18 protein-coding genes and 1 riboswitch are annotated in these 20290 nt (G+C 71.7%); of the genes, 10 read left to right on the forward strand and 8 right to left on the reverse strand.

Annotated features, from left to right (window positions below):
• Positions 1-608: 608 nt before the first annotated feature.
• A complete protein-coding gene (locus AQI95_RS08090) occupies positions 609-929 on the reverse strand; it encodes a chorismate mutase (RefSeq protein ID WP_279616999.1) in 321 nt (106 codons plus the stop codon).
• 201 nt (positions 930-1130) lie between these two features.
• On the opposite strand from AQI95_RS08090, the gene guaA reads away from it, so the two are divergent.
• Positions 1131-2711 (forward strand): glutamine-hydrolyzing GMP synthase, encoded by a 1581-nt coding sequence (gene guaA / locus AQI95_RS08095; protein WP_067119589.1) that lies wholly within the window; start codon positions 1131-1133, stop codon positions 2709-2711.
• An 18-nt stretch (positions 2712-2729) separates the two neighbouring features.
• Here guaA and AQI95_RS08100 read toward each other — a convergent pair whose 3' ends face one another.
• A complete protein-coding gene (locus AQI95_RS08100) occupies positions 2730-3197 on the reverse strand; it encodes a pyridoxamine 5'-phosphate oxidase family protein (RefSeq protein ID WP_067119592.1) in 468 nt (155 codons plus the stop codon).
• A gap of 149 nt (positions 3198-3346) precedes the next feature.
• Between AQI95_RS08100 and AQI95_RS08105 the strand changes: the two genes are divergently transcribed.
• Positions 3347-4141: a class II aldolase/adducin family protein gene (locus tag AQI95_RS08105; RefSeq protein WP_067119595.1), complete on the forward strand. Its 795-nt coding sequence runs from the start codon at positions 3347-3349 to the stop codon at positions 4139-4141.
• On the opposite strand, the gene AQI95_RS08110 is transcribed toward AQI95_RS08105, so the two are convergent.
• A complete protein-coding gene (locus tag AQI95_RS08110) occupies positions 4134-5021 on the reverse strand; it encodes a DUF4429 domain-containing protein (protein ID WP_067119601.1) in 888 nt (295 codons plus the stop codon). The two genes, AQI95_RS08105 and AQI95_RS08110, sit on opposite strands and share 8 nt — an antisense overlap.
• Before the next feature lie 190 nt (positions 5022-5211).
• Here AQI95_RS08110 and AQI95_RS08115 point away from each other — a divergent pair, with 190 nt between their 5' ends.
• From AQI95_RS08115 to AQI95_RS08130, 4 genes are all read left to right on the forward strand, one after another.
• The gene (locus tag AQI95_RS08115) at positions 5212-6492 is read left to right on the forward strand and encodes a hypothetical protein (RefSeq protein WP_067119604.1); all 1281 of its coding nucleotides are present in this window, start codon (positions 5212-5214) and stop codon (positions 6490-6492) included.
• Between the two features lie 143 nt (positions 6493-6635).
• Positions 6636-7169, forward strand: coding sequence for a DoxX family membrane protein (locus AQI95_RS08120; protein WP_067119606.1), 534 nt, complete (start codon positions 6636-6638; stop codon positions 7167-7169).
• A gap of 225 nt (positions 7170-7394) precedes the next feature.
• Complete coding sequence (locus AQI95_RS08125) at positions 7395-8273, forward strand: SDR family NAD(P)-dependent oxidoreductase (RefSeq protein ID WP_067119608.1); 879 nt, start codon at positions 7395-7397, stop codon at positions 8271-8273.
• A 96-nt stretch (positions 8274-8369) separates the two neighbouring features.
• Positions 8370-9002, forward strand: a complete 633-nt coding sequence (locus AQI95_RS08130) for a TetR/AcrR family transcriptional regulator (protein ID WP_067119610.1) — start codon at positions 8370-8372, stop codon at positions 9000-9002.
• A 59-nt stretch (positions 9003-9061) separates the two neighbouring features.
• On the opposite strand, the gene AQI95_RS08135 is transcribed toward AQI95_RS08130, so the two are convergent.
• Entirely contained in the window at positions 9062-9271 is a 210-nt protein-coding gene (locus AQI95_RS08135) for a hypothetical protein (protein ID WP_067119617.1), read from the reverse strand.
• Positions 9258-10757: a PspC domain-containing protein gene (locus AQI95_RS08140; RefSeq protein WP_167361933.1), complete on the reverse strand. Its 1500-nt coding sequence runs from the start codon at positions 10755-10757 to the stop codon at positions 9258-9260. Before AQI95_RS08140 ends, AQI95_RS08135 begins: the two co-directional genes overlap by 14 nt.
• 175 nt (positions 10758-10932) lie before the next feature.
• Between AQI95_RS08140 and AQI95_RS08145 the strand changes: the two genes are divergently transcribed.
• Both AQI95_RS08145 and AQI95_RS08150 read left to right on the forward strand, forming a co-directional pair.
• Positions 10933-12258, forward strand: coding sequence for an ATP-binding protein (locus tag AQI95_RS08145; RefSeq protein WP_079071130.1), 1326 nt, complete (start codon positions 10933-10935; stop codon positions 12256-12258).
• Complete coding sequence (locus tag AQI95_RS08150; RefSeq protein ID WP_067119624.1) at positions 12255-12998, forward strand: LuxR C-terminal-related transcriptional regulator; 744 nt, start codon at positions 12255-12257, stop codon at positions 12996-12998. The genes AQI95_RS08145 and AQI95_RS08150 overlap by 4 nt, the downstream gene beginning before the upstream one ends.
• Positions 12999-13016: 18 nt before the next feature.
• Here the strand turns inward: AQI95_RS08150 and AQI95_RS08155 are convergent, their stop codons facing one another.
• The gene (locus AQI95_RS08155) at positions 13017-14081 is read right to left on the reverse strand and encodes a C40 family peptidase (protein WP_067120415.1); all 1065 of its coding nucleotides are present in this window, start codon (positions 14079-14081) and stop codon (positions 13017-13019) included.
• Between the two features lie 457 nt (positions 14082-14538).
• On the opposite strand from AQI95_RS08155, the gene AQI95_RS08160 reads away from it, so the two are divergent.
• The gene (locus AQI95_RS08160) at positions 14539-14892 is read left to right on the forward strand and encodes a hypothetical protein (protein ID WP_067120417.1); all 354 of its coding nucleotides are present in this window, start codon (positions 14539-14541) and stop codon (positions 14890-14892) included.
• Positions 14893-14895: 3 nt separating this feature from the next.
• On the opposite strand, the gene AQI95_RS08165 is transcribed toward AQI95_RS08160, so the two are convergent.
• Both AQI95_RS08165 and AQI95_RS08170 read right to left on the reverse strand, forming a co-directional pair.
• Positions 14896-15861, reverse strand: coding sequence for a tellurite resistance/C4-dicarboxylate transporter family protein (locus AQI95_RS08165; RefSeq protein WP_067119628.1), 966 nt, complete (start codon positions 15859-15861; stop codon positions 14896-14898).
• Positions 15862-16133: 272 nt separating this feature from the next.
• Positions 16134-17324, reverse strand: coding sequence for a C40 family peptidase (locus tag AQI95_RS08170; RefSeq protein WP_067119631.1), 1191 nt, complete (start codon positions 17322-17324; stop codon positions 16134-16136).
• 7 nt (positions 17325-17331) lie between these two features.
• Positions 17332-17501, reverse strand: a riboswitch (cyclic di-AMP (ydaO/yuaA leader).
• A 262-nt stretch (positions 17502-17763) separates the two neighbouring features.
• Between AQI95_RS08170 and pcrA the strand changes: the two genes are divergently transcribed.
• On the forward strand, positions 17764-20253 hold the full coding sequence (gene pcrA, locus AQI95_RS08175; protein WP_067119635.1) for a DNA helicase PcrA: 2490 nt from the start codon (positions 17764-17766) through the stop codon (positions 20251-20253).
• The last annotated feature ends 37 nt before the right edge of the window (positions 20254-20290 follow it).

The raw sequence follows: 20290 nt of genomic DNA on the forward strand, positions 1-20290 counted from the left end.
AGGGTTGCTCGGGCGACACAGGTTTACCGTGTGGCATGAGTCACATCATGGGGCGGGTGTGACGAAGGGCCCCGCGGGACGGAGACGCCGCGGGGCCCTTCTCTCGGTCAGCACCGACGTCAGGGCAGCGTCGGTGCCTGGGAGCGGCGCCGGGGGGTTGCGCCGCTGGTCCGGTGGTCCCCCCCCCGCCTCGTGGCGGATGGAGAGTGCAGCAATGCCATCGTCCGCGCGGGGACTTGGGGTTGTGCGCATCGTGCTGGATGGGCAACACATCCGCAACCGTTTGACCCGACACTGGTGCATATGTGAAGTTTTCCGCCGGTCGGCTCCGGGCGTCCCCGGAGCCGACCGTTCTCTTGGGTGACCGGGCTGCTGTCCCCTGCCGTCCGGTCACTTCCCTGGAGCGAGGTCCCACGGCGTACGGCACGACCCGTACGCCTCATCGCCCCAGCGAGCCACGCGTGGTTCTGTCGGGCCCGCCCCTGGCTGGCACGGACACCCCGCTCAACGACAGCCGCGCGAGCCGGTCACGCGCCGGACGGGTGAGATGTGATCGGACGCGGAGTCGGACTCGGACGCGGCACGGCTCGGCCACGGCACCTCGGCGGTCAGACGCGGCCCCGGCACAGTTCGAGCAGGGTCATGGCGAGGCCGGTGCCCGGCCTGCCGAGGGCCTCGCGGTAGCGGCCGAGGATCTCCATCTCGCGGGAGAGGTGCAGCCGCCGGCCGCCGGAGGCGATCCGGGTCTGCTGGACGACGGAGGAGACGGCCATCCGCTCCTGGATGAGACCGATGATCCGGTCGTCGAGCACGTCGATGCGCTCACGGGCGTCGGCGATGGTCTCTTCCGCGGTGGTGGTGGTCATGTCGGGGCTCCTGGTGAAGGTGACGGTGACACCCCGGAAACGGCAGGACCCGGAAAACGACAGGCGCCCCGGGCCTTGTCGGCCCGGGGCGCCTGGGAAGTCGCTCGGCGGTTTGCTCAAGCAGGACGACCATGGCAGCCGGCGGGCCGGTTGCCATAGGTAAAGAAGCGGGTCGTCTGCGAAAGCATGGGGACAGTATGGCACGGCGCCCACCCCGTTAGAATCGGTAGTACAGACCCCCGCCCCACCGCCGGAAGGCACCCCGTGTCATCAGCGACTCCCGCTGCCGCCACCCCCGACACCGTTCTGGTCGTCGACTTCGGCGCGCAGTACGCCCAGCTCATCGCCCGTCGCGTCCGCGAGGCGCGGGTCTACAGCGAGATCGTGCCCAGCAGCATGCCGGTCGCCGAGATGCTCGCCAAGAACCCCGCGGCGATCATCCTCTCCGGCGGCCCCTCGTCCGTGTACGAGGAGGGCGCCCCCCGCCTCGACCGCGCGATCTTCGAGGCCGGCGTCCCCGTCTTCGGCATGTGCTACGGCTTCCAGCTGATGGCGCAGGCCCTCGGCGGCACCGTCGACAACACCGGCGCCCGCGAGTACGGCCGTACCGACCTGCACGTCTCCCGGACGTCCTCCACCCTCTTCGAGGGCACCCCGGCCGAGCAGCACGTGTGGATGTCGCACGGCGACGCCTGCTCCGCCGCCCCCGAGGGTTTCACGGTCAGTGCGTCCACGGACGTCGTCCCGGTCGCCGCGTTCGAGAACGACGAGCGCAAGCTCTACGGCGTCCAGTACCACCCCGAGGTCATGCACTCCACGCACGGCCAGCAGGTGCTGGAGCACTTCCTGTACCGCGGCGCGGGCCTGACCCCGTCCTGGACCACGGGCAACGTGATCGAGGAGCAGGTCGTCGCCATCCGTGAGCAGGTCGGCGACAAGCGCGCCATCTGCGGCCTGTCCGGCGGCGTGGACTCCGCCGTCGCCGCCGCCCTCGTCGCGCGCGCCATCGGTGACCAGCTGACCTGCGTGTATGTCGACCACGGCCTGATGCGCAAGGGCGAGACCGAGCAGGTCGAGAAGGACTTCGTGGCCGCGACCGGCGTCAAGCTGGTCGTCGTCGACGCCGAGGAGCGCTTCCTGGCCGCACTCAAGGGCGTCTCCGAGCCCGAGGAGAAGCGGAAGATCATCGGCCGCGAGTTCATCCGCGTCTTCGAGCAGGCGCAGGCCGAGATCATCGCCGACGCGGGCCCGGCGGTCGAGTTCCTCGTCCAGGGCACGCTCTACCCGGACGTGGTCGAGTCCGGCGGTGGCACCGGCACGGCGAACATCAAGTCGCACCACAACGTCGGCGGCCTCCCCGAGGACCTCGAATTCAAGCTCGTCGAGCCGCTGCGCAAGCTGTTCAAGGACGAGGTCCGGATGGTCGGCCAGGAGCTGGGCCTGCCGGAGGAGATCGTCCAGCGCCAGCCCTTCCCGGGTCCCGGCCTCGGCATCCGCATCGTCGGCGAGGTCACCAAGGAGCGTCTGGACCTCCTCCGCGACGCCGACGCCATCGCCCGCGAGGAGCTGACCGCGGCCGGCCTCGACCGCGAGATCTGGCAGTGCCCGGTGGTCCTGCTCGCGGACGTCCGCAGCGTGGGCGTCCAGGGCGACGGCCGCACTTACGGTCACCCGATCGTGCTGCGCCCGGTCTCCTCCGAGGACGCCATGACCGCCGACTGGTCCCGGCTGCCGTACGACGTCCTCGCCCGGATCTCGACCCGGATCACCAACGAGGTCCGGGACGTCAACCGGGTCGTCGTCGATGTGACGTCGAAGCCGCCGGGCACCATCGAGTGGGAGTAGTCCCGCCGCCTTCGACGGTCATGTCCGCCTGAGAGCACGCACCGGCTCTCCGGGCTTCCAGACCTGGACGACCAGATACCTCTCGTCCTCGACGTAGGTCCGTACGACCTCCGTCAGCTCGGTGCGGAAGAGGTGGAACGGCTGCGGCGGTTCCACCTCTTTCACGTACGCGGCCTCGGCGGCGGCGTCCTCGACCTCGAACGCCCGCCCGCTGATCCGGACGTCCCCGCCGCCCATGCCGGTGCCGTCGCCGGGGTTGGCCTGGAGTGCGAAGCGCGGGTCGCGCAGCAGATCGCGGGCCTTGAGGGAGTCCGGCATCATGCCGAGCCACAGCTCTTCGCCCAGGAAGCGGACCTCCAGACCGCTGGTGCGCGGGGAGCCGTCCCTGCGCAGGGTGGCGAGGACATGGTGCCGGTGGCCGTCGAAGCGCTGCTCGGTGATCGCCGCGAGTGCGGGTGCGGCGGTGGCGAAGGCCGCCCAGTTCATATGCGTCATACGCGCCAGTCTCACCGGAAATCCGGACATCTTCTGTCGGGTATCCGCCGCGTACGTCATCTTTACAAAACACCTCTGCCCTTTTGCGCTGACCGGCGGTAACTTCCGGCGCGTACAGCAATCCCAGCGCTGGAGGACCTATGCACGGGCCCACTCCGCCCCTGCCGCTGCCCACCGACCAGCTGCAGTTCGCCATGCCGCCGATGCACGACTCGATGGAGGACGAACGCAGGCACCGCAAGGAGCGGCTCGCCGGCGCTCTGCGGATCTTCGGGCGGTCCGGGCTGGAGGACGGGGTGTCCGGACACATCACCGCGCGGGACCCGGAGTTCACCGACTGCTTCTGGGTGAACCCGTTCGGGATGCCGTTCAGGCACGTCACGGTCGGCGATCTCGTCCTCGCCAATGAGGACGGCCAGGTCGTCGAGGGCCGCTACCACGTCAACCAGGCCGCGTTCACCGTGCACGCCCAGGTGCACGCCGCCCGCCCGGACGTCGTCGCCGTCGCCCACTGCCACTCCGTGCACGGCCGCGCCCTCGCCGCGCTCGGCGAGCTGATCGACCCGATCACCCAGGAGAGCTGCGCCTTCTACGAGGACGTGGCGCTCTACGACGCCTACACCGGCGTCACCGTCGACGCCGAGGAGGGTCGCCGCATCGCCGTCGCCCTCGGCTCGCGCAAGGCGCTCGTGCTGCGCAACCACGGAACCCTCACCGTCGGCGACTCGGTGGACGCCGCCGCGTGGTGGTTCCTGTCCATGGAACGGTCCTGCCAGGTGCAGCTGATGGCGAAGGCGGCCGGCCGGCCCGTCCTCATCGACCACAAACTGGCCGTCGCCACCCGTGAACAGCTCGGCGGCGACCTGGTGGCCTGGATCAACTACCAGCCCCTGTGGCAGGACATCAGCCGCAGCGAGCCGGATCTGCTCAGCTGAAGCCTCTCAGCACGGCGGCCTTGGTCCTCGCGAACTCCTCGTCCGTGAGCACCCCGTCCCGGTGCAGTTCACCCAACTCCCGCAGCCGGCGCAGCAGCACGTCATGGTGGTCGGCCTGGGCCGGTACGACCGTCCGGCGCCGCTCCCGGCCGTCGTGGGCGCCGCCCGTGCGGGTGGAGGGATGCGGCAGCCGGGCGGTGACGGCCGTCGCGACCAGCGCAGTGAGCAGATCGCGCCGCACACTGCCCCACAGGTCCAGGGTGTAGGGGTCCCGTTCGGGCGGCAGCTTGGAGAACATGGTCTCCGGGGTCACGAACCGCAGAAAGCCGTCCTCGTAACCGCAGTTGGGCAGCCACTCCACCTGTGCCAGGTCGCCGAGGGCGATGATCCGCGGGCCGGTCGCGCGTTTGACCCGGTCGGAGGAGTCGGCCCAGTCGATGCGGACCTGTGTGCCGTCGAAGGAGACCGTGCCGTCGGAGGAGCGCACCGACACGGGCACCGGCGGGCCCGGCAGCAGATAGCCGGTCGTGGGCTCCTTGGGGATCCGGTCGAGGAGCAGGGCGTGCCGGATCTCCTCGGCGACGTACTCGGCGGCCCCGTCCCGGTCCGCGGCGACCGTCAGCCGGTAGGGGTCGGCCGGGTCCGGCAGCCGCCCGCCCGTCGCCTGCAGCAGTGGATCGGCGCCCTCGCGCAGTCGCATCCGCAGCCGCCCGCGCCCCCGCTCGGGTTCGTAGGCGATGTCCGAGACCGCTTCCAGGGGCACGGAGATCTCGCCGTACGTCTGCCGGAACAGCGGCACGCGGCGGTGTAGTCCGGGGGTGATCCGGATCGTGCTGCCGTCGAAGGCCCAGGTCCCGTCCCGCTGGATGATCTCGGCCATACGGAAATTCTCGCAGCCGGGTCAACACGGCGGCCCGTACTTCACCCGCCGTGACCCGGTCCGACGATGGCGGACGGCCTGATGTAGGGCACAATTCGCTGTCGACGCAAGGGAGTTGCACGGCGGCGAGACCTTCCATCGAAGGGGCGCGGGCCGTGCCGGTGAGTCGTGGGGAAGGCGGGCGCCGGGCGTGGCGGTGCAGGAGGCGAGACAGGGCACGGGTATCGAGGGGATGCACGAGGGCGGCTGTACCTGCGGGGGCTGCCCGCACGGCGTCCGGGAGGGGCACCGGCGGGCCGTCGCCGCGTTTCTGCGCGGGCGCGACGAGTTCGCGGCCGGGCAGGGCCTGCCGGCCGCCGTGGCGCACTCGGCCTCGGCGTCGCGCCAGTGGGTCTCCGAGGAGCTGACCCAGCGGGCGGAGGCCGTCGCCCGGCGTGGCCGGGCCGAGGGCGAGACATGGCTCGCCCGGCTGTGGCTGCGCACGCTGGCCACGGTGTGGGGCGCGGTCCTCGGGCTGCTGCTCGGCGAGGCGCTCAGCGCGGTCGGCGCGGGCTGGACCGGCGCCCGCACCGCGGCCCTGGTCGCCGCGCTCGTCGTCGCCGCGACGCTCAGTGCCGCCTCCTGGCTGCACCGGGCGCGCGGCGGGGCGCTGGCACCGGTGATCGGCGAGGACAACCGGATGTCCACCTCCCGTACGGTGGCCGCCTGCTGGGTGCTGTTCGTCGGCTACGCCGTCCTGCTGCTGGCCGCCCGGCTGGCGGCCGCCTCCGGCCACGCCGAACGCGACGCGCTGATCTCCGGCCTCGACCTGGCGCGCGGCGCGGGTGTGGTGACCGTCCTCGCCGTGGTGTGCGGCATCGCCGTCCTGGTCCGCCGGGTGGTGGGTCTGCGCGTCGTCGCGCAGCGGTTGCAGAAGGTGCCGGCGCACCGGCCGCGCGCCGCCGACCTGCTCACCGACGACTCCGGCCGGGGCGCCTTCGCCGACATCCAGTACGTCGCGATCAGCGCCGTCGCCCTGCTGTTCGCCGCCGTGCGGCTGGCCCGCCGCCCCGACCAGCTGCCCGACCTGCCCTGGGGGCTGGGCGTGGTGGTCCTGGTCTCCGCCGCGACCTACCTGGCCGGCAAGTACGCCGAGGGCGGCCGCCCGGTGGTCCTCTCCGTGGTCCGCGTCCGCGAACCCGGCGACCTGGACGGGCCGATCCGCACCGGCGACGACATCGAGATCCGTGGTGCCGGCTTCGTGCCGCCCGGCGCCCAGAGCCCCGACCGGCTCTCCCGCATGGTGGTCCGCATCGGCACCGTCGACGTGCACGTGCCGCTGGTCCCCGTCACCGGTGGTTTCAGCAACCCCACCGACACCTCCCTGACCGTGCCCGTACCGGCCGACGTCGAGCCCGGGGCGGTGGAGGTCCAGGTGGTCACCGCGGCCGGGCTGGCGACCAACCGCTGCATCGTCCAGGTGACCGACTGAACGCCAGCGCACAGCTGTGCACGAGGGGTCGTACGCGGAGCCGAAATCCGGAAAAACATCCGGGACGGGATTGAACCGTGCCCCCTGGTCGTACGTATGGTCAGGTGAGGGGTGGGACAGCGGGCGAGAGGCGGCTGGCGACGATGACTCACGGCATGCGGACCGACACGCACATGGACCGGATCAACGGCCTCCGGGGCTGGCGGGATGCCGCCGCCCACTACGCCCTTCTGCCGCTGCGCGTCTTCCTCGGCGTCACCTTCATCTACGCCGGTCTGGACAAGCTCACCGACAGCGCCTTCATGAAGTCCGGCGGCGCCGGGTCCATCGGCGACACCATGCGCGCGGCCCGTGACTCCGCCGCCGTTCCGGCCCTGGTCGACCTCGCCCTGAAGGCCCCGGTCGGCTTCGGCTACGCCATCGCCTTCGGCGAACTGGCCGTCGGCATCGGCACCCTGCTCGGTCTGCTCGGCCGGCTGGCCGCGCTCGGCGGCGCGCTGATCTCGCTCAGCCTGTGGCTCACGGTGAGCTGGGCGACGACCCCCTACTACTACGGCAACGACCTCGCCTATCTGATGGCCTGGATCCCCCTGATCCTCGCCGGCGCGCCCTACCTCTCCGTCGACGCGACCTGGCGAGCACGCCGCCGCCGTCGGCTGGGCGGCGGCTACCGCTAACCGACGACACCCTCAGCCGCCTCACCCGGTCGGACGACCTTCCCTCTCAACTCCCTCTCCTCTCCCTCCGCTTTCCCTCTGTGCCGCCTCGCCGCTCGTGCCGGGTGGTGCCCTTCGGACTGCCCCGATCCTCCCGGACAACCGGATAGGTCATCCGGATCATCTGCTACGGTGACGGTGGCATCAAACGGATAACCTATCCACATATCCAGAACGGGTTGGGCGATGAAGCAGACAGCGGTGGTCACGGCAGGGACGGCGGGAATCGGGTTCGAGACCGCCTCGGGGCTGGCCGAGGCGGGCCTCGCGGTCACCGTGGTCGGGCGCGACGCCGAGCGCGGTGCCCGTGCCGTCGAGCGGATCAACGCCACGGCGCCCCTGCACTCCGCCCGGTTCCTGGCCGCCGACCTGGCCTCGCTGGACGCCGTCCGCGACCTCGCCGGCCGGATCCTCGCCGACGGTCCGCTGACCGTGCTGGTCAACAACGTCGGAGCGATGTTCCCGGACCGGCGGGACTCGGTCGACGGGATCGAGGCGACGTTCGCCGTCAACCACCTCTCGCCCTACCTGCTGACCGAACTGCTGCTGCCCGCGCTGCACGCCGGTGCGCCGAGCCGGATCGTGAACGTCACCTCGGGCGCGATCGGTGTCGCCAAGCGCGTCTTCGACACCGTCGAGCCGCCGGGTGGCTACTACGGCTTCCACTGGTACGGCCGCGCCAAGCTGGCCAACCTCGCCTACACGCTGCAACTGGCCGACCGTCTCGACGGCACGGGCGTCTCGGCCTTCGCGGCGGACCCCGGCGGCGCCGCGACCGACATGACCAACGGCACCATGCGCGATCCGAAGATCGTCTCGCCGGGGCTGCGGTTGCTGTGGCCGCTGGTCCGGCGCAGGTTCGAACGCTCGACCTCGGGCCCGGCGTCCCTCGCGGCCAGGTCGTCGATCTTCGCCGCGACCGACGAATCGCTGACCGGCCGGACCGGCGTCGTCATCGGCCCCCAGGCGCATCCGGTCTCCCCCTTCCGCTCGGCGACGGACCCCCGCACCGCCGAAGCCGTCCGCCGCCTCAGCGAGCGCCTCGCACCACTCGCGGCGGCGTGACGAAACCCGGCGCGGGGGCTCGGCTCGTCCACATCGCGCGCTCCGGCGATGTGCCACTCCAGCGATGCGGATGAGCTATCCAGTTAAACTTCTCCCATGACGACCGCCCCCCTGCGCAAGGACGCCGCCCGCAACTGGGAACGGATCGTCTCGGTGGCTCGCGATCTCGTCGACGAAGGCACCCCCCTGCAGCTCAACGACATCGCCCGCCGGGTCGGTACGGGTGTCGGCACCGTCTATCGCCACTTCCCCACCGCCGAGGCGCTCCTGGAGACCGTCGCCACCCCCACCCTGGAGGCACTCACCGCCCAGGGCGAGCAGGCGCTGGCCGACGACGACCCCGGGCGCGCCCTCGCCGACTTCCTGACCCGCACCGTCGAAGCGCAGGTCACGGACGCCTCCCTGGCCCCGGTCACCGCCGCGGCCACCGACGCCCTGCCGCGCACCACCGAACTGAAGCAGGCGCTGTCGTCGGTCGGCACAGAGCTGCTGGAGCGGGCCCGTGACGCCGGGGTGGTGCGCGCCGACCTGACCCCTGCCGACCTGGTCCCGTTGATGTGCGGTGTCGCCTACGCCGCGACCGTCCACGGCGCCCCCGCGACCCGCGTCGAGACCGCCCGCCGCTATCTGACCGCGCTCCTGGAGGGCCTCTACGTCCGGCCGGAACGGCCGGGGGCCACCGCTGCCCCCGGTCGACCTGGTCCGCCCGGTTCACCCCGGTCGGACTGACCCGGCCCGGTCGGCCCGATCCGGGCCACACTCCCTAGCCGCTCCCCGGGCCACACGGCCTAGCCGCTCTCCGTGCCGCCCCGTCTGCGTATGCCTCGCGCCACGATCGCCGTGGCAGCGGCCAGGCACAGGCCGCCCACGACCAGCGGTACGACCGTGAACCACGGCGTCTGCCACAGCCCGCCCGCGTCTCCCGCGAAGAGCGCGCCGGTGGCGGTGAGAAAGAGCCCGGCGACCAGCCTCCCGGGCTGGAACTCATGACGCAGCACGACCGACCTCCACCTCTCCCACCCCGACCTCCAGCGTCAGGTCCAGCGTGCCCGTGTCCTTGGCACCCTTGACCGGAGCCAGCGTCACTGTCCTGTGTCTGTTCGGCTGCACGTCCACGTCCTTCCGGCCGTTCCCGGGCAACCGGATGTCGCCCACCCCCACATCGATCTTCATCCGCACCGTCGTGTCCGCGGGCACGATCACCTTCAGCTGTCCCGCCCCCACGCGGGCCTCCGCCTCGACCGTCCGTCCCATGCCCGGACGCACCCGGCTCAGGTCAAGGGTGCCGCGCCCGGTGCCCAGCTCGTACGACGGCCGTACCTGGGCCGCAGCCGAGGGCGTCCAGGAAGCGTCGCTCCAGTGGGTGGTGATGTCCTTGGGCAGGGCCGACGCGCCGGCGAGCAGCGCTGCCGTGACGATCGCCCAGAACACCGTCCCGGCTCCCGTCCGCCCCAGGAACGCGCTGACCATGAGGCCCAGCCCGAACACCGCGAGCGCGCACGCCAGGCCGGTCTGCAGGCTGGTGCCCAGCGGATGCGTGTCCCAGGTCAGCCCGGTGCCCAGACCGCCCGCCACCAGGGCCAGCAGGAACACCCAGCCACCGATCCAGCGCGGGCCGCGTGTTCTCGGGGGAGCGGCGGGCTGGGGCCGCACGGAGCTGGTGTGGGGCCAGGGGGTGGCGATGCCGACGTCGACCACGGAGACGAGGTCCCGGCCGCGACCGTCGCCGGGGCCCCAGAGATAGCCGGTGCCGCCGACATGGGTGCCGTCCTTGACGATCGGATCCCGCCACCAGGAGGGGTAGATGGAGATGACCGGCGGTGCCTTGGCCTCCGGTGGGGCGTCGGCGGCGGCCTGCGCGGCGAGCGGGTCGGGATCGGGAGCGCCGCGGCGCCGCGACCAGTACCCGGCACCCGCCAGCAGCAGCGAGAGCACCACGGCGAAGGTCAGCACCGCGCCGTTTCTCAGCATCGTCAGGAAGATTCCGCAGCCGACCAGGGCGAACAGCACGGCGGCGAGCGCCTGGCCGTCGACCCGGCCCGTCAGGAGCTTGCGGACCTCGTTCTCCTCCTCGTCCTCGTACGGCACGAGGAGCCAGGCGAAGCCGTAGAAGATGAGGCCGATGCCGCCGGTGGCGGCCAGCACGGCCAGGGTGATCCGGAAGATCACCGGATCCATGTCGGTCCGCCGGCCGAGGCCCGCGCACACACCCGCGATCATCTTGTGCCGACGGTCGCGCCGGAACCGCTCGGGGGCGCCGGCGCTCGGCTCCTCCTCATCCTGCGGCTGCTCGTCGGCGCGGGTACCGGTGCCCATGCCCGCGCCTATGTCACTGCCTGCGCCAGCGCCTGGGGCAGTCCCTGCGCCCTTCCCTCCCGTCTCCTCCGTCGCGGCGGGTGCGGCATCCGTCGGTCCGGCGCCCGGGGTCGGGTGCGGGCCGGGGCCGGGTCCCGGACCCGTCGCGGCGTGCTCGTGATCCTTCATGCGTCCATGGTGACGGCCCGGCCGCCGCCGCGGGAGTCGGGACGACCCTGGGCGAACCCTGAAATCGGCCCTGAGACGAGGCGGGGAACCGTTCGAGCGGCACATGGCCGCCCCGGTCCGGTGCTCCCCGACCCCGCCCCGCCGAAGATCAGGGGCGTCTCGGGGGCAGACCCTGATGCCTGGCTCCGTCGGCCATGTGACCATCGTTGGCATGCCGGAAGCCGCAAGCCTGCCAGTCGACGACCCGCGGCCGCCGCGCAAGCTCTACCGCAGCAGCGACGGACGCTGGCTCGGCGGAGTGGCGCGGGGCCTCGCCGGGCATCTCGGGCTGCCCGTCATCTGGGTCCGACTCGCGTTCGTCGGCTTGTTCATGGCCAACGGCCTCGGCGCGTTGCTGTACGCGGCGTTCTGGTTCTTCGTCCCGCTCGGCGTCGGTGGCGTCGGAGATCACAGGCCGCCGCCGGTCGCCACGGAGAGCGCTCCAGGTGGCCGCCGAAGACTCATGGCCCGCAAGCCCGACCGCGGGCAGATCGTCGCGCTGCTCCTCATGGTCATCGTGTCCATGGTGTTCGTGGGCAGCGTCAATCTGACCAGCGCGGCCAAGGCGTATCTGCTGCCCGCCGTCCTCGTCGCGGCCGGTGTCGCCCTCGTCTGGCGCCAGGCGGACAACGCCCGCCGGGCCCGCTGGGTCGAGGTCGGCCGCCGGCGCCGTACCCTCACCCTGCTGCGCGCGGCCGGCGGTGTCCTGCTCGTCACGGCCGGTGTCTCCGCAGTCTTCGTACTGCAGGGCTCGGCCGCCCATCCCGGCGCGGTCCTCCAGGCGGCCCTCGCCGTCCTCGTCGGTATCACGCTGCTGGCCGGCCCGTATCTGGTCCGCATGACCCAGGACCTGTCCGAGGAACGCCTGATGCGCATCCGCGCCCAGGAGCGCGCGGAGGTCGCCGCCCACGTCCACGACTCCGTCCTGCACACCCTCACCCTGATCCAGCGCAACGCCGACAACGCGAACGAGGTGCGCCGCCTCGCCCGGGCCCAGGAGCGCGACCTGCGCACCTGGCTGTACAAGCCGGAGGGCACCGGCAAGGACGAGGCCGACGAGCCGGACACGGTCGCCGAGGCCGTGCGGCGCAGCGCCGCCGAGGTGGAGGACAAGCACGGGGTGCCCATCGAGGTCGTGGTCGTCGGCGACTGCCCGCTGGACGAGAGGACCGGCCCGCAGATGCAGGCCGCGCGCGAGGCGATGGTGAACGCGGCCAAGTACGGTGGCGAGGGCGGCGCCGTACAGGTCTATGCCGAAGTCGAGGGGAGGACGGTCTTCGTGTCCGTGCGCGACCGTGGCCCGGGCTTCGACCTCGACTCGATACCCGCCGACCGGATGGGTGTCAGAGAATCGATCATCGGCCGCATGGAGCGCAACGGCGGCACGGCCCGGCTGAGGTCGGTGCCGGGCGGCGGCACGGAGGTCGAGTTGGAGATGGAGAGGGCGGAGAAGACGTCATGAGTGACGCGACCGAGGCGAACGGCACGGCGGGACCCGCCGAGGCGGCCGGTTCCGGGGCCGCCGCAGGCGGTGCGGCCGGACGGCATGTACGGGTGGTCCTCGTGGACGACCACCGGATGTTCCGCACCGGTGTCCAGGCCGAGATCGGGCAGACCGCCCAGACCGGTGTCGAGGTGGTCGGCGAGGCCGCGGACGTCGACCAGGCGGTCACGGTCATCACGGCGACCCGGCCCGAGGTGGTCCTCCTCGACGTCCATCTGCCGGGCGGCGGCGGTGTCGAAGTGCTCCGCAGGTGCGCGGCGTTGACGGCGGACACCGAGCGGCCCGTCCGCTTCCTCGCGCTGTCCGTGTCGGACGCGGCGGAGGACGTGATCGGTGTGATCCGCGGCGGCGCCCGTGGCTATGTCACCAAGACCATCACCGGCACCGATCTGGTCGACTCGATCTTCCGCGTCCAGGAGGGCGACGCCGTCTTCTCGCCGCGGCTGGCCGGGTTCGTGCTCGACGCCTTCGCCTCCACCGACGCCCCGCCCGTGGACGAGGACCTGGACCGTCTCACCCAGCGCGAGCGCGAGGTGCTGCGCCTGATCGCCCGTGGCTACGCCTACAAGGAGATCGCCAAGCAGCTGTTCATCTCGGTGAAGACGGTCGAGTCCCATGTCTCGGCGGTGCTGCGCAAGCTCCAGCTGTCCAACCGCCACGAACTGACCCGCTGGGCGACGGCCCGCCGCCTGGTCTGACCCCTACGGGCCCGGCCCTCACGCCACCCGGGTCGCCCCCGCGAACGGCATCAGGTCGACGGAGGCGAGCCGGACCGGTGCCGAGGGGTTCGGCGCGTGGATCATCTGCCCGTTGCCCACATAGATCCCGACGTGGCTGACCCCGGAGTAGAAGAACACCAGGTCCCCGGGCTGGAGTTCGGAGCGGTCGACGCGCCGGCCCGCGTTGATCTGGGCGTAGGTGGTGCGCGGCAGGGTGATGCCGGCCGAGCGGTAGGCGGCCTGGACCAGGCCCGAGCAGTCGAAGGCGTTCGGGCCGGTCGCGCCCCAGACGTAGGGGCTGCCGAGCTTGGTGTAGGCGTAGGCGATGGCCGCCGCGGCGCGTGCGCTCCCGGTCGGGGCCGGCCCGTCCTGCCCCAGCGCCTCCCGGGGGTCCGAGGCCGACCTGGAGGCGCGGCCCGGGGCGGTGCCGTCACCGGTGACCTCGGTCCGCTGCCGGGCGGTGAGACCCGCCAGCAGCCGCCGGGCCTCCTCCAGCTTGCCGGTGACGGTCTTCTTCTGCCGTTTCAGCTGCGCCTGCCGAGACCGCAGTGACGCCAGCTCGACGCGTGCGGCGCCGCGCAACTGCTCGATCCCACGCAGCTGTTCGCGCACCTGTGACACGGCGTCGGCCTGCCGTCGACCGACCCGCTCCGCCAACGCGGCGTCGTCCAGATAGCGGTCGGGATCGCCGGACAGAGCGAGTTGCCAGGCCGGGGCGATGCCGCCGTCGCGGTACTGCGCCGCCGCGAACGAACCGAGCTTCTCCCGGGCCGTGTTGAGCCCGTCCTGCCTGCGGGCGGTCTCGTCCCGCAGCGTGTTCAGCCGCCGCTGCGCCGAGTCCGCCTCCTCCTTGGCGCCGTCGTACTTCTCGGTCGCCGCCTCGGCCTCCTGGTACAGCTTGTCCACCTCGGCCTTCACCTGTGCCGGCGTCAGCTGCGGCTCGGCGTGCCCCGTCCCGTCGAACCCCGTCGCGGTGGCCGCGCCCGCGAGGGCGAGAGTGGCGGCCGTCCGGGCCGTATGGCCACCGAGCGAGCGTTGCCGGGGCTTGCGGTGCGCTGCCACCTGGACCGTCACGTCCTTTCGATACGACGCGTACAGCCATGGGTCGACCGGGCGGTCCGGCCGAGTGGTCCGTACGTCATGTCCGACGGCGGCCCGCACAGGGGAAGCGGGCCACCGCCGGACCTTTCTCGGCGGTGGTGGCCGACTGCCGCCCTGGCTCGGACGGCGATGGGGAGCCGGTCACCTGGGGGAGGACGCTAGGCCCGACTGTGACGAGCAGGTAACGGGGTGTACGGAACTGGTCCGGACGGACCGCGATGTGACCGTATGTGACCACGTTGCCGTTCTGGAGTCGTCGCCTTCACGCAGCGTGGTGACCGAAGCGCGGAAAGCGGAACGGGCGGGAGGCATGGGGTGCTATGGGACGCATATATGCAAGATCACCGACGCGGATCGACGAGTGCTGTACCGGGCCCGGTGACATCAGGCCATGGGCCCCTGGCTAGGCTCCGGCCCCATGGACGTACTCATCCATCTCTTCGTCGGCCTGCACATCATCGGCATCGCCGCGCTGCTCGGCGGCTTCCTCACCCAGATGAAGGCGATGGGCCAGGGCACGGCCCGGTTCGTGCCCGGGATGCTGCACGGCGCGCTGACCATGCTGGTCACCGGCGTGGCCCTGGTCGGGCTCAACCAGGCCGACCACCACCACGTCAACACCATCAAGATCGGCATCAAGCTGGCGCTGCTGATCGTGATCCTCGGACTGGTCTATGTGAAGCGCGACGAGGAGAAGATCGACAAGGGGATGTTCGGCGCGGTCGGCCTGCTGACCATGGCGAACATCTTCATCGCCGTGCTGTGGACCTGACGGTCAACCGTCCCTGCCGTCGGCGCGAGCCCCGAGCACCGCACCGGCGGCGACCGCTAGCCACACCGCCACCGCCACCCACAGCAGCACCCGTCCGGGCCATCTGAGCCAGGGGACGCCGACGGCGGTCGCGACGGACAGCGTCGCCGTCGCCGTCATCCCCATCGGGAACACCGTCGACCATCGCCGCATGTCGTAGCCGAGCCGGGGCCGCGCCGCCTCGGCGGCCAGCAGCACCAGGTACCAGGCCAGATCCAGCACGAGCAGCGCGACGGTCGCGAACCGCAGCACGCCGCGGTCGTCGTCGTCCCACAGATACAGGCCCGAGTCCCCGGCGATGAGCAGCTTCGCCCCGGCGAGTGCCGAGATCGCGAGCGCCCCGCCCGCGACCCAGTGGTCGCCCGCCCCCTCCAGCACCTGCCGCAGGTCGAAGCGGGCCAGCGCGAGGCCGTAGAGCGCCAGGCCGAGCCAGAACAGCACCAGCGCCGTGTGCGCGAGCCACGCCGTGCGCTCGGCCGCGGCCAGCGCGGCGGCCAGCACGGCAAGTCCCTGTGTGGCCACACAACACAGGAACACTCCTCCGGGCATGCGACGCTTCCAGTGCCGTACGACCAGGAGCAGCAGCACCGGCCAGAGCAGTGCCGCGAGCGCCAGCAGCGCCTCGGCGAGGGTCTGCCGGCCCAGCGCCGAGATCCGGATGCCGAGCACCGTGGTCGCGGCGACGGCGGTGAGCGCGCCGGGGCTTCCCGCCTCGGCCACCCAGCGCCGCCGCTCGCCGAGCAGCCGCAGGACGAAGTCGGCGGCGAGGGCCGCCCACGTGACGCAGGCCAGCGCCAAGGCCACCCGGGAGACCGCCTCGGCGCCGGTCAGATGCAGTCCCACCGACAGGATTCCGGTCGCCATCACGGCGGCCCCGGCCGCGGGGGGCCGGTCCGCCCACCACGCGCGCAGACCTGGGATGCCGGGCATGCGCCCGATGCTAGGGAGCCGTGGGATCCCCGCCCGGAACGGCACGCGCGCGTGGCGCGCGAAAGTCCAGGTTGGGCGTGTGGGCGTGGCGAAAACGCCGGTACGCGCGCGTGGCGCGTGGGACACACGAACGCGGCACACGTGCGTACGGCCCGGCCCGGCGCGGCCCGGCCCGGCGCGGCACAAGCACGCCCCACCCGCGCGTGCGGCGCAGAAGCGCGGTACGCGCGCGTGGGGCGCGGGCGGCTGGACGTGTCCGAGCCCGGTGGCGGTCAGCCCGGTCGGACCACGCTGTGGATGATCGATTCGCCGCCGTAGTAGATCGATTCCTCGCGGACGTACGCACCCGGCTTCGGGGCGTGGATCATCATGCCGTTGCCTATGTAGAGGCCGACGTGGCTGATGTCGTCGTAGAAGAAGACCAGGTCGCCCGGCCGCGCGTCGGCCAGGGAGACCGTGGTGCCCGCGTTGACCTGGTCGTAGGTGGTGCGCGGAAGCGTGACGTCGGCGGACTTCCAGGCGGCCTGGGTGAGGCCCGAGCAGTCGTAGGAGCCCGGCCCGGTGGCGCCCCACACGTACGGCTTGCCGATCTGCGAGCGCGCGAAGGCGATCGCCTTCGCGGCCTTCGTGTCGTACGAGGTGGACGTCGTCGAGCCGCCCGAACCGGAGCCCGTCGAGCCAGAGCCAGAACCGGAGCTGGACCCGGATCCGGACGACCCGGACGAGGACGACGACGAGGAGTCGGCCTGCTGCTCGGCCTGCTGTTTCGCCAGCTCGGCCGCCTTGCGTGCCGCCTCCTGCTCCTTCTTCCGCTCGAGGGCGGCGAGCCGCGCCTTCTCCTGGGTCGTCAGCTGCGACAGCAGCTCGCGCGCGGACGCGAGCTTCTTCTGGACGGTGGCCTTGGCAGTCTGCAGGTCGGTTTGCGAATCCGACAGGGTCTGCAGGCTCTGCGCGGCTTCCCGCCGCTTCTTCATGGTCGAGGCCTGCTCGCTCACGTAGTCGTCGACCGCGCTCTTCTCGCGCGAGGTCAGCCGGTTCATCAGCTGGCTCTGGTCGAAGTAGTCCTGCGGGCTGTCCGCGAGCAGGAAGGTGGCCGTGTCGGGAGCGGCGGCGCCGGTGCGGTACTGGGCCGCGGCGAAGGAGCCCAGCTCCTCACGGGCCTTGTTGAGGCGCTCGGTGCGCCGGGCGACCTCGTCGCGCAGGGTGTCGACGCGTCCGCGCTGCTTGCCGGTGCGTTCCTTGGCCGCGTTGTACTTGTCGGTCGCCGACTCCGCCTGGCGGTAGAGGTCGTCGACCTTCTTCTCGACCTCCTCCAGGCTCGGCTTGGTGTGATCGGTTCCCGGGGCGGCCTCGGCGCTCTGTGAGAGCACGGCCATGGAGGTGAGGGCGGCGGTGGCGAGGGCGGGGGTGCGAAGACCCGCTCCGATGGTCCCGCCGGGTCGCGGCTTGCGGTGCGACGCCAAGGGAGGCGACTCCTTCCAGTGGGCCGCCTACCGGGTTAGCTGTCGGGTTCGGGCGGTGTTTCGGAAGGGTTGCCCTACGGCCTCGTCCCGGGCGGGAGTCGGCCGATTCACCCCAGGATCGGTGGGTCCCCGGCTCCGGGCGCCTTGCGGGCACGCCGGACTCGGCGGAGGCCGCGCGGCCCGGCGGGGTTCGCCGGTAGGGGTCGTACGGCCCGACGGCACGCTAGCCAACTCGTGTGACTCTTGTGAAGGTTGGTGCGTGATATGTCCGATACATTTTCGTGACCTGGGGGCGGTTTCATGGCTGCGTCATCGGACAGTTCCGCAGCGTGAGCGGATGACGGGCCGCTCCGGCGCGAGGACCGGCCCTCCTCGAAACCCGGCCATGTTCCGGGGACGGGGACCGGTTGTCGGTGGGGCGCCCTAGACTCGTAGAGCGATGAGCAGCCTCTTTGACGACAGCTTCCTGGCGGACCTCCAGACCCCTCGCGGGCGTGAGGAGGAGCCCCCGCCGCCGCCCGAGGACGATCACGCTCCGGAGCCGCTTCCGGACGATCTGTTCGGCGGGAAGTTCGACGTGCCGCCGGACCGGGACGCCTACTACCGCGACGGCGCCCCGCGCCCCGCGCTCGACGCGGCGGCGCTCCTGGACGGGCTGAACGACAACCAGCGCGCCGCGGTCGTGCACGCCGGCTCGCCGCTGCTCATCGTCGCCGGCGCCGGCTCCGGCAAGACCCGCGTGCTCACCCACCGCATCGCCCACCTCCTCGCCGAGCGGAATGTGCATCCGGGCCAGGTCCTCGCGATCACCTTCACCAACAAGGCCGCGGGCGAGATGAAGGAGCGTGTCGAGCAGCTCGTCGGCCCGCGTGCGAACGCGATGTGGGTGATGACCTTCCACAGTGCGTGCGTGCGCATCCTGCGCCGGGAGAGCAAGAGGCTCGGCTTCACGTCGTCCTTCTCCATCTACGACGCCGCCGACAGCAAGCGCCTGATGGCCCTGGTCTGCCGTGACCTGGACCTCGACCCCAAGCGTTTCCCGCCGAAGTCGTTCAGCGCGAAGATCAGCAACCTGAAGAACGAGCTGATCGACGAGGAGGACTTCGCCGCCCAGGCGACCGACGGCTTCGAGAAGACCCTCGCCCAGGCCTACGCGCTCTACCAGTCGCGGCTGCGCGAGGCGAACGCGCTCGACTTCGACGACCTGATCATGACGACGGTCAACCTGCTGCGCGCCTTCCCGGACGTCGCCGAGCACTACCGCCGCCGCTTCCGGCACGTCCTCGTCGACGAGTACCAGGACACCAACCACGCCCAGTACGCCCTCGTCCGCGAACTGGTGGGCACGGGGGAGCGCGCCGCCGACGCGGCCGACGCGCCCCCGGCCGAGTACGACCTCCCGCCCGCCGAACTCTGCGTCGTCGGTGACGCGGACCAGTCGATCTACGCCTTCCGCGGCGCGACGATCCGCAACATCCTCCAGTTCGAGGAGGACTACCCGAACGCGACGACGATCCTGCTGGAGCAGAACTACCGCTCCACGCAGACCATTCTGTCCGCCGCCAACGCGGTCATCGAGCGCAACGAGTCCCGCCGCCCGAAGAACCTGTGGACCAACGCCGGCCATGGTGCGCAGATCACCGGCTACGTCGCCGACACCGAGCACGACGAGGCCCAGTTCGTCGCCGACGAGATAGACCGCCTCACGGACGCGGGCGAGGCGAAGTCCGGGGACGTCGCCGTCTTCTACCGCACCAACGCCCAGTCCCGTGTCTTCGAAGAGGTCTTCATCCGCGTCGGCCTGCCCTACAAGGTCGTCGGCGGTGTCCGCTTCTACGAGCGCAAGGAGGTCCGGGACGTCCTCGCCTATCTGCGCGTCCTCGCCAACCCCGAGGACTCGGTGCCGCTGCGCCGCATCCTCAACGTGCCCAAGCGGGGCATCGGCGAGCGCGCGGAGGCGATGATCGACGCCCTGTCCCAGCGCGAGAAGATCAGCTTCCCGCAGGCGCTCAAGCGCGTCGACGAGGCGTACGGCATGGCCGCGCGCTCCACCAACGCGGTCAAGCGGTTCAACACGCTGATGGAGGACCTGCGCACGATCGTGGAGTCCGGCGCCGGACCGGCCACCGTCCTGGAAGCCGTACTCGAACGCACCGGCTACCTGGCCGAGTTGCAGGCCTCCACCGACCCGCAGGACGAGACCCGCATCGAGAACCTCCAGGAACTGGCCGCCGTGGCCCTGGAGTTCGAGCAGGAGCGCGGCGAAGGCGAGCAGAGCACGCTGGCCGACTTCCTGGAGCAGGTCGCGCTCGTCGCCGACTCCGACCAGATCCCGGACGAGGAGGAGGGCGCCGGCGTCATCACCCTGATGACCCTGCACACCGCCAAGGGCCTGGAGTTCCCGGTCGTCTTCCTGACCGGCATGGAGGACGGCGTCTTCCCGCACATGCGCGCCCTCGGCCAGACCAAGGAGCTGGAGGAGGAGCGGCGCCTGGCGTACGTCGGCATCACGCGCGCGCGGGAGCGGCTCTATCTCACCCGCTCGGCGATGCGCAGCGCCTGGGGCCAGCCGTCGTACAACCCGCCCTCCCGCTTTCTGGAGGAGATCCCGCCCGTCCATGTGGAGTGGAAGCGGACGGGAGCGACTGCGCCGGTGTCCTCCGGCCCGGCTTCCGGGATCGCGGCCTCGCTGTCCTCGACGCGCTCGCGTTCCTCGGCGTCGGGCGCGTCCGGGTTCGCCACGCGGCGCACGGCGGAGAAGCCGGTGGTCGGTCTGGCCGTCGGGGACCGGGTCACCCACGACCAGTTCGGGCTCGGCACGGTCGTCGCCGTGAAGGGCACGGGCGTGAACGCGGAGGCGACGATCGACTTCGGCGACACCAAGCCGAAGCGACTTCTACTGCGGTACGCGCCGGTGGAGAAGCTGTAGGCCGACGCGACCCGTGTGCCCTCGCGGTCGGCGAGGG

The sequence above is a fragment of the Streptomyces yokosukanensis genome, assembly GCF_001514035.1.
Taxonomy (GTDB): Bacteria; Actinomycetota; Actinomycetes; order Streptomycetales; family Streptomycetaceae; genus Streptomyces; species Streptomyces yokosukanensis.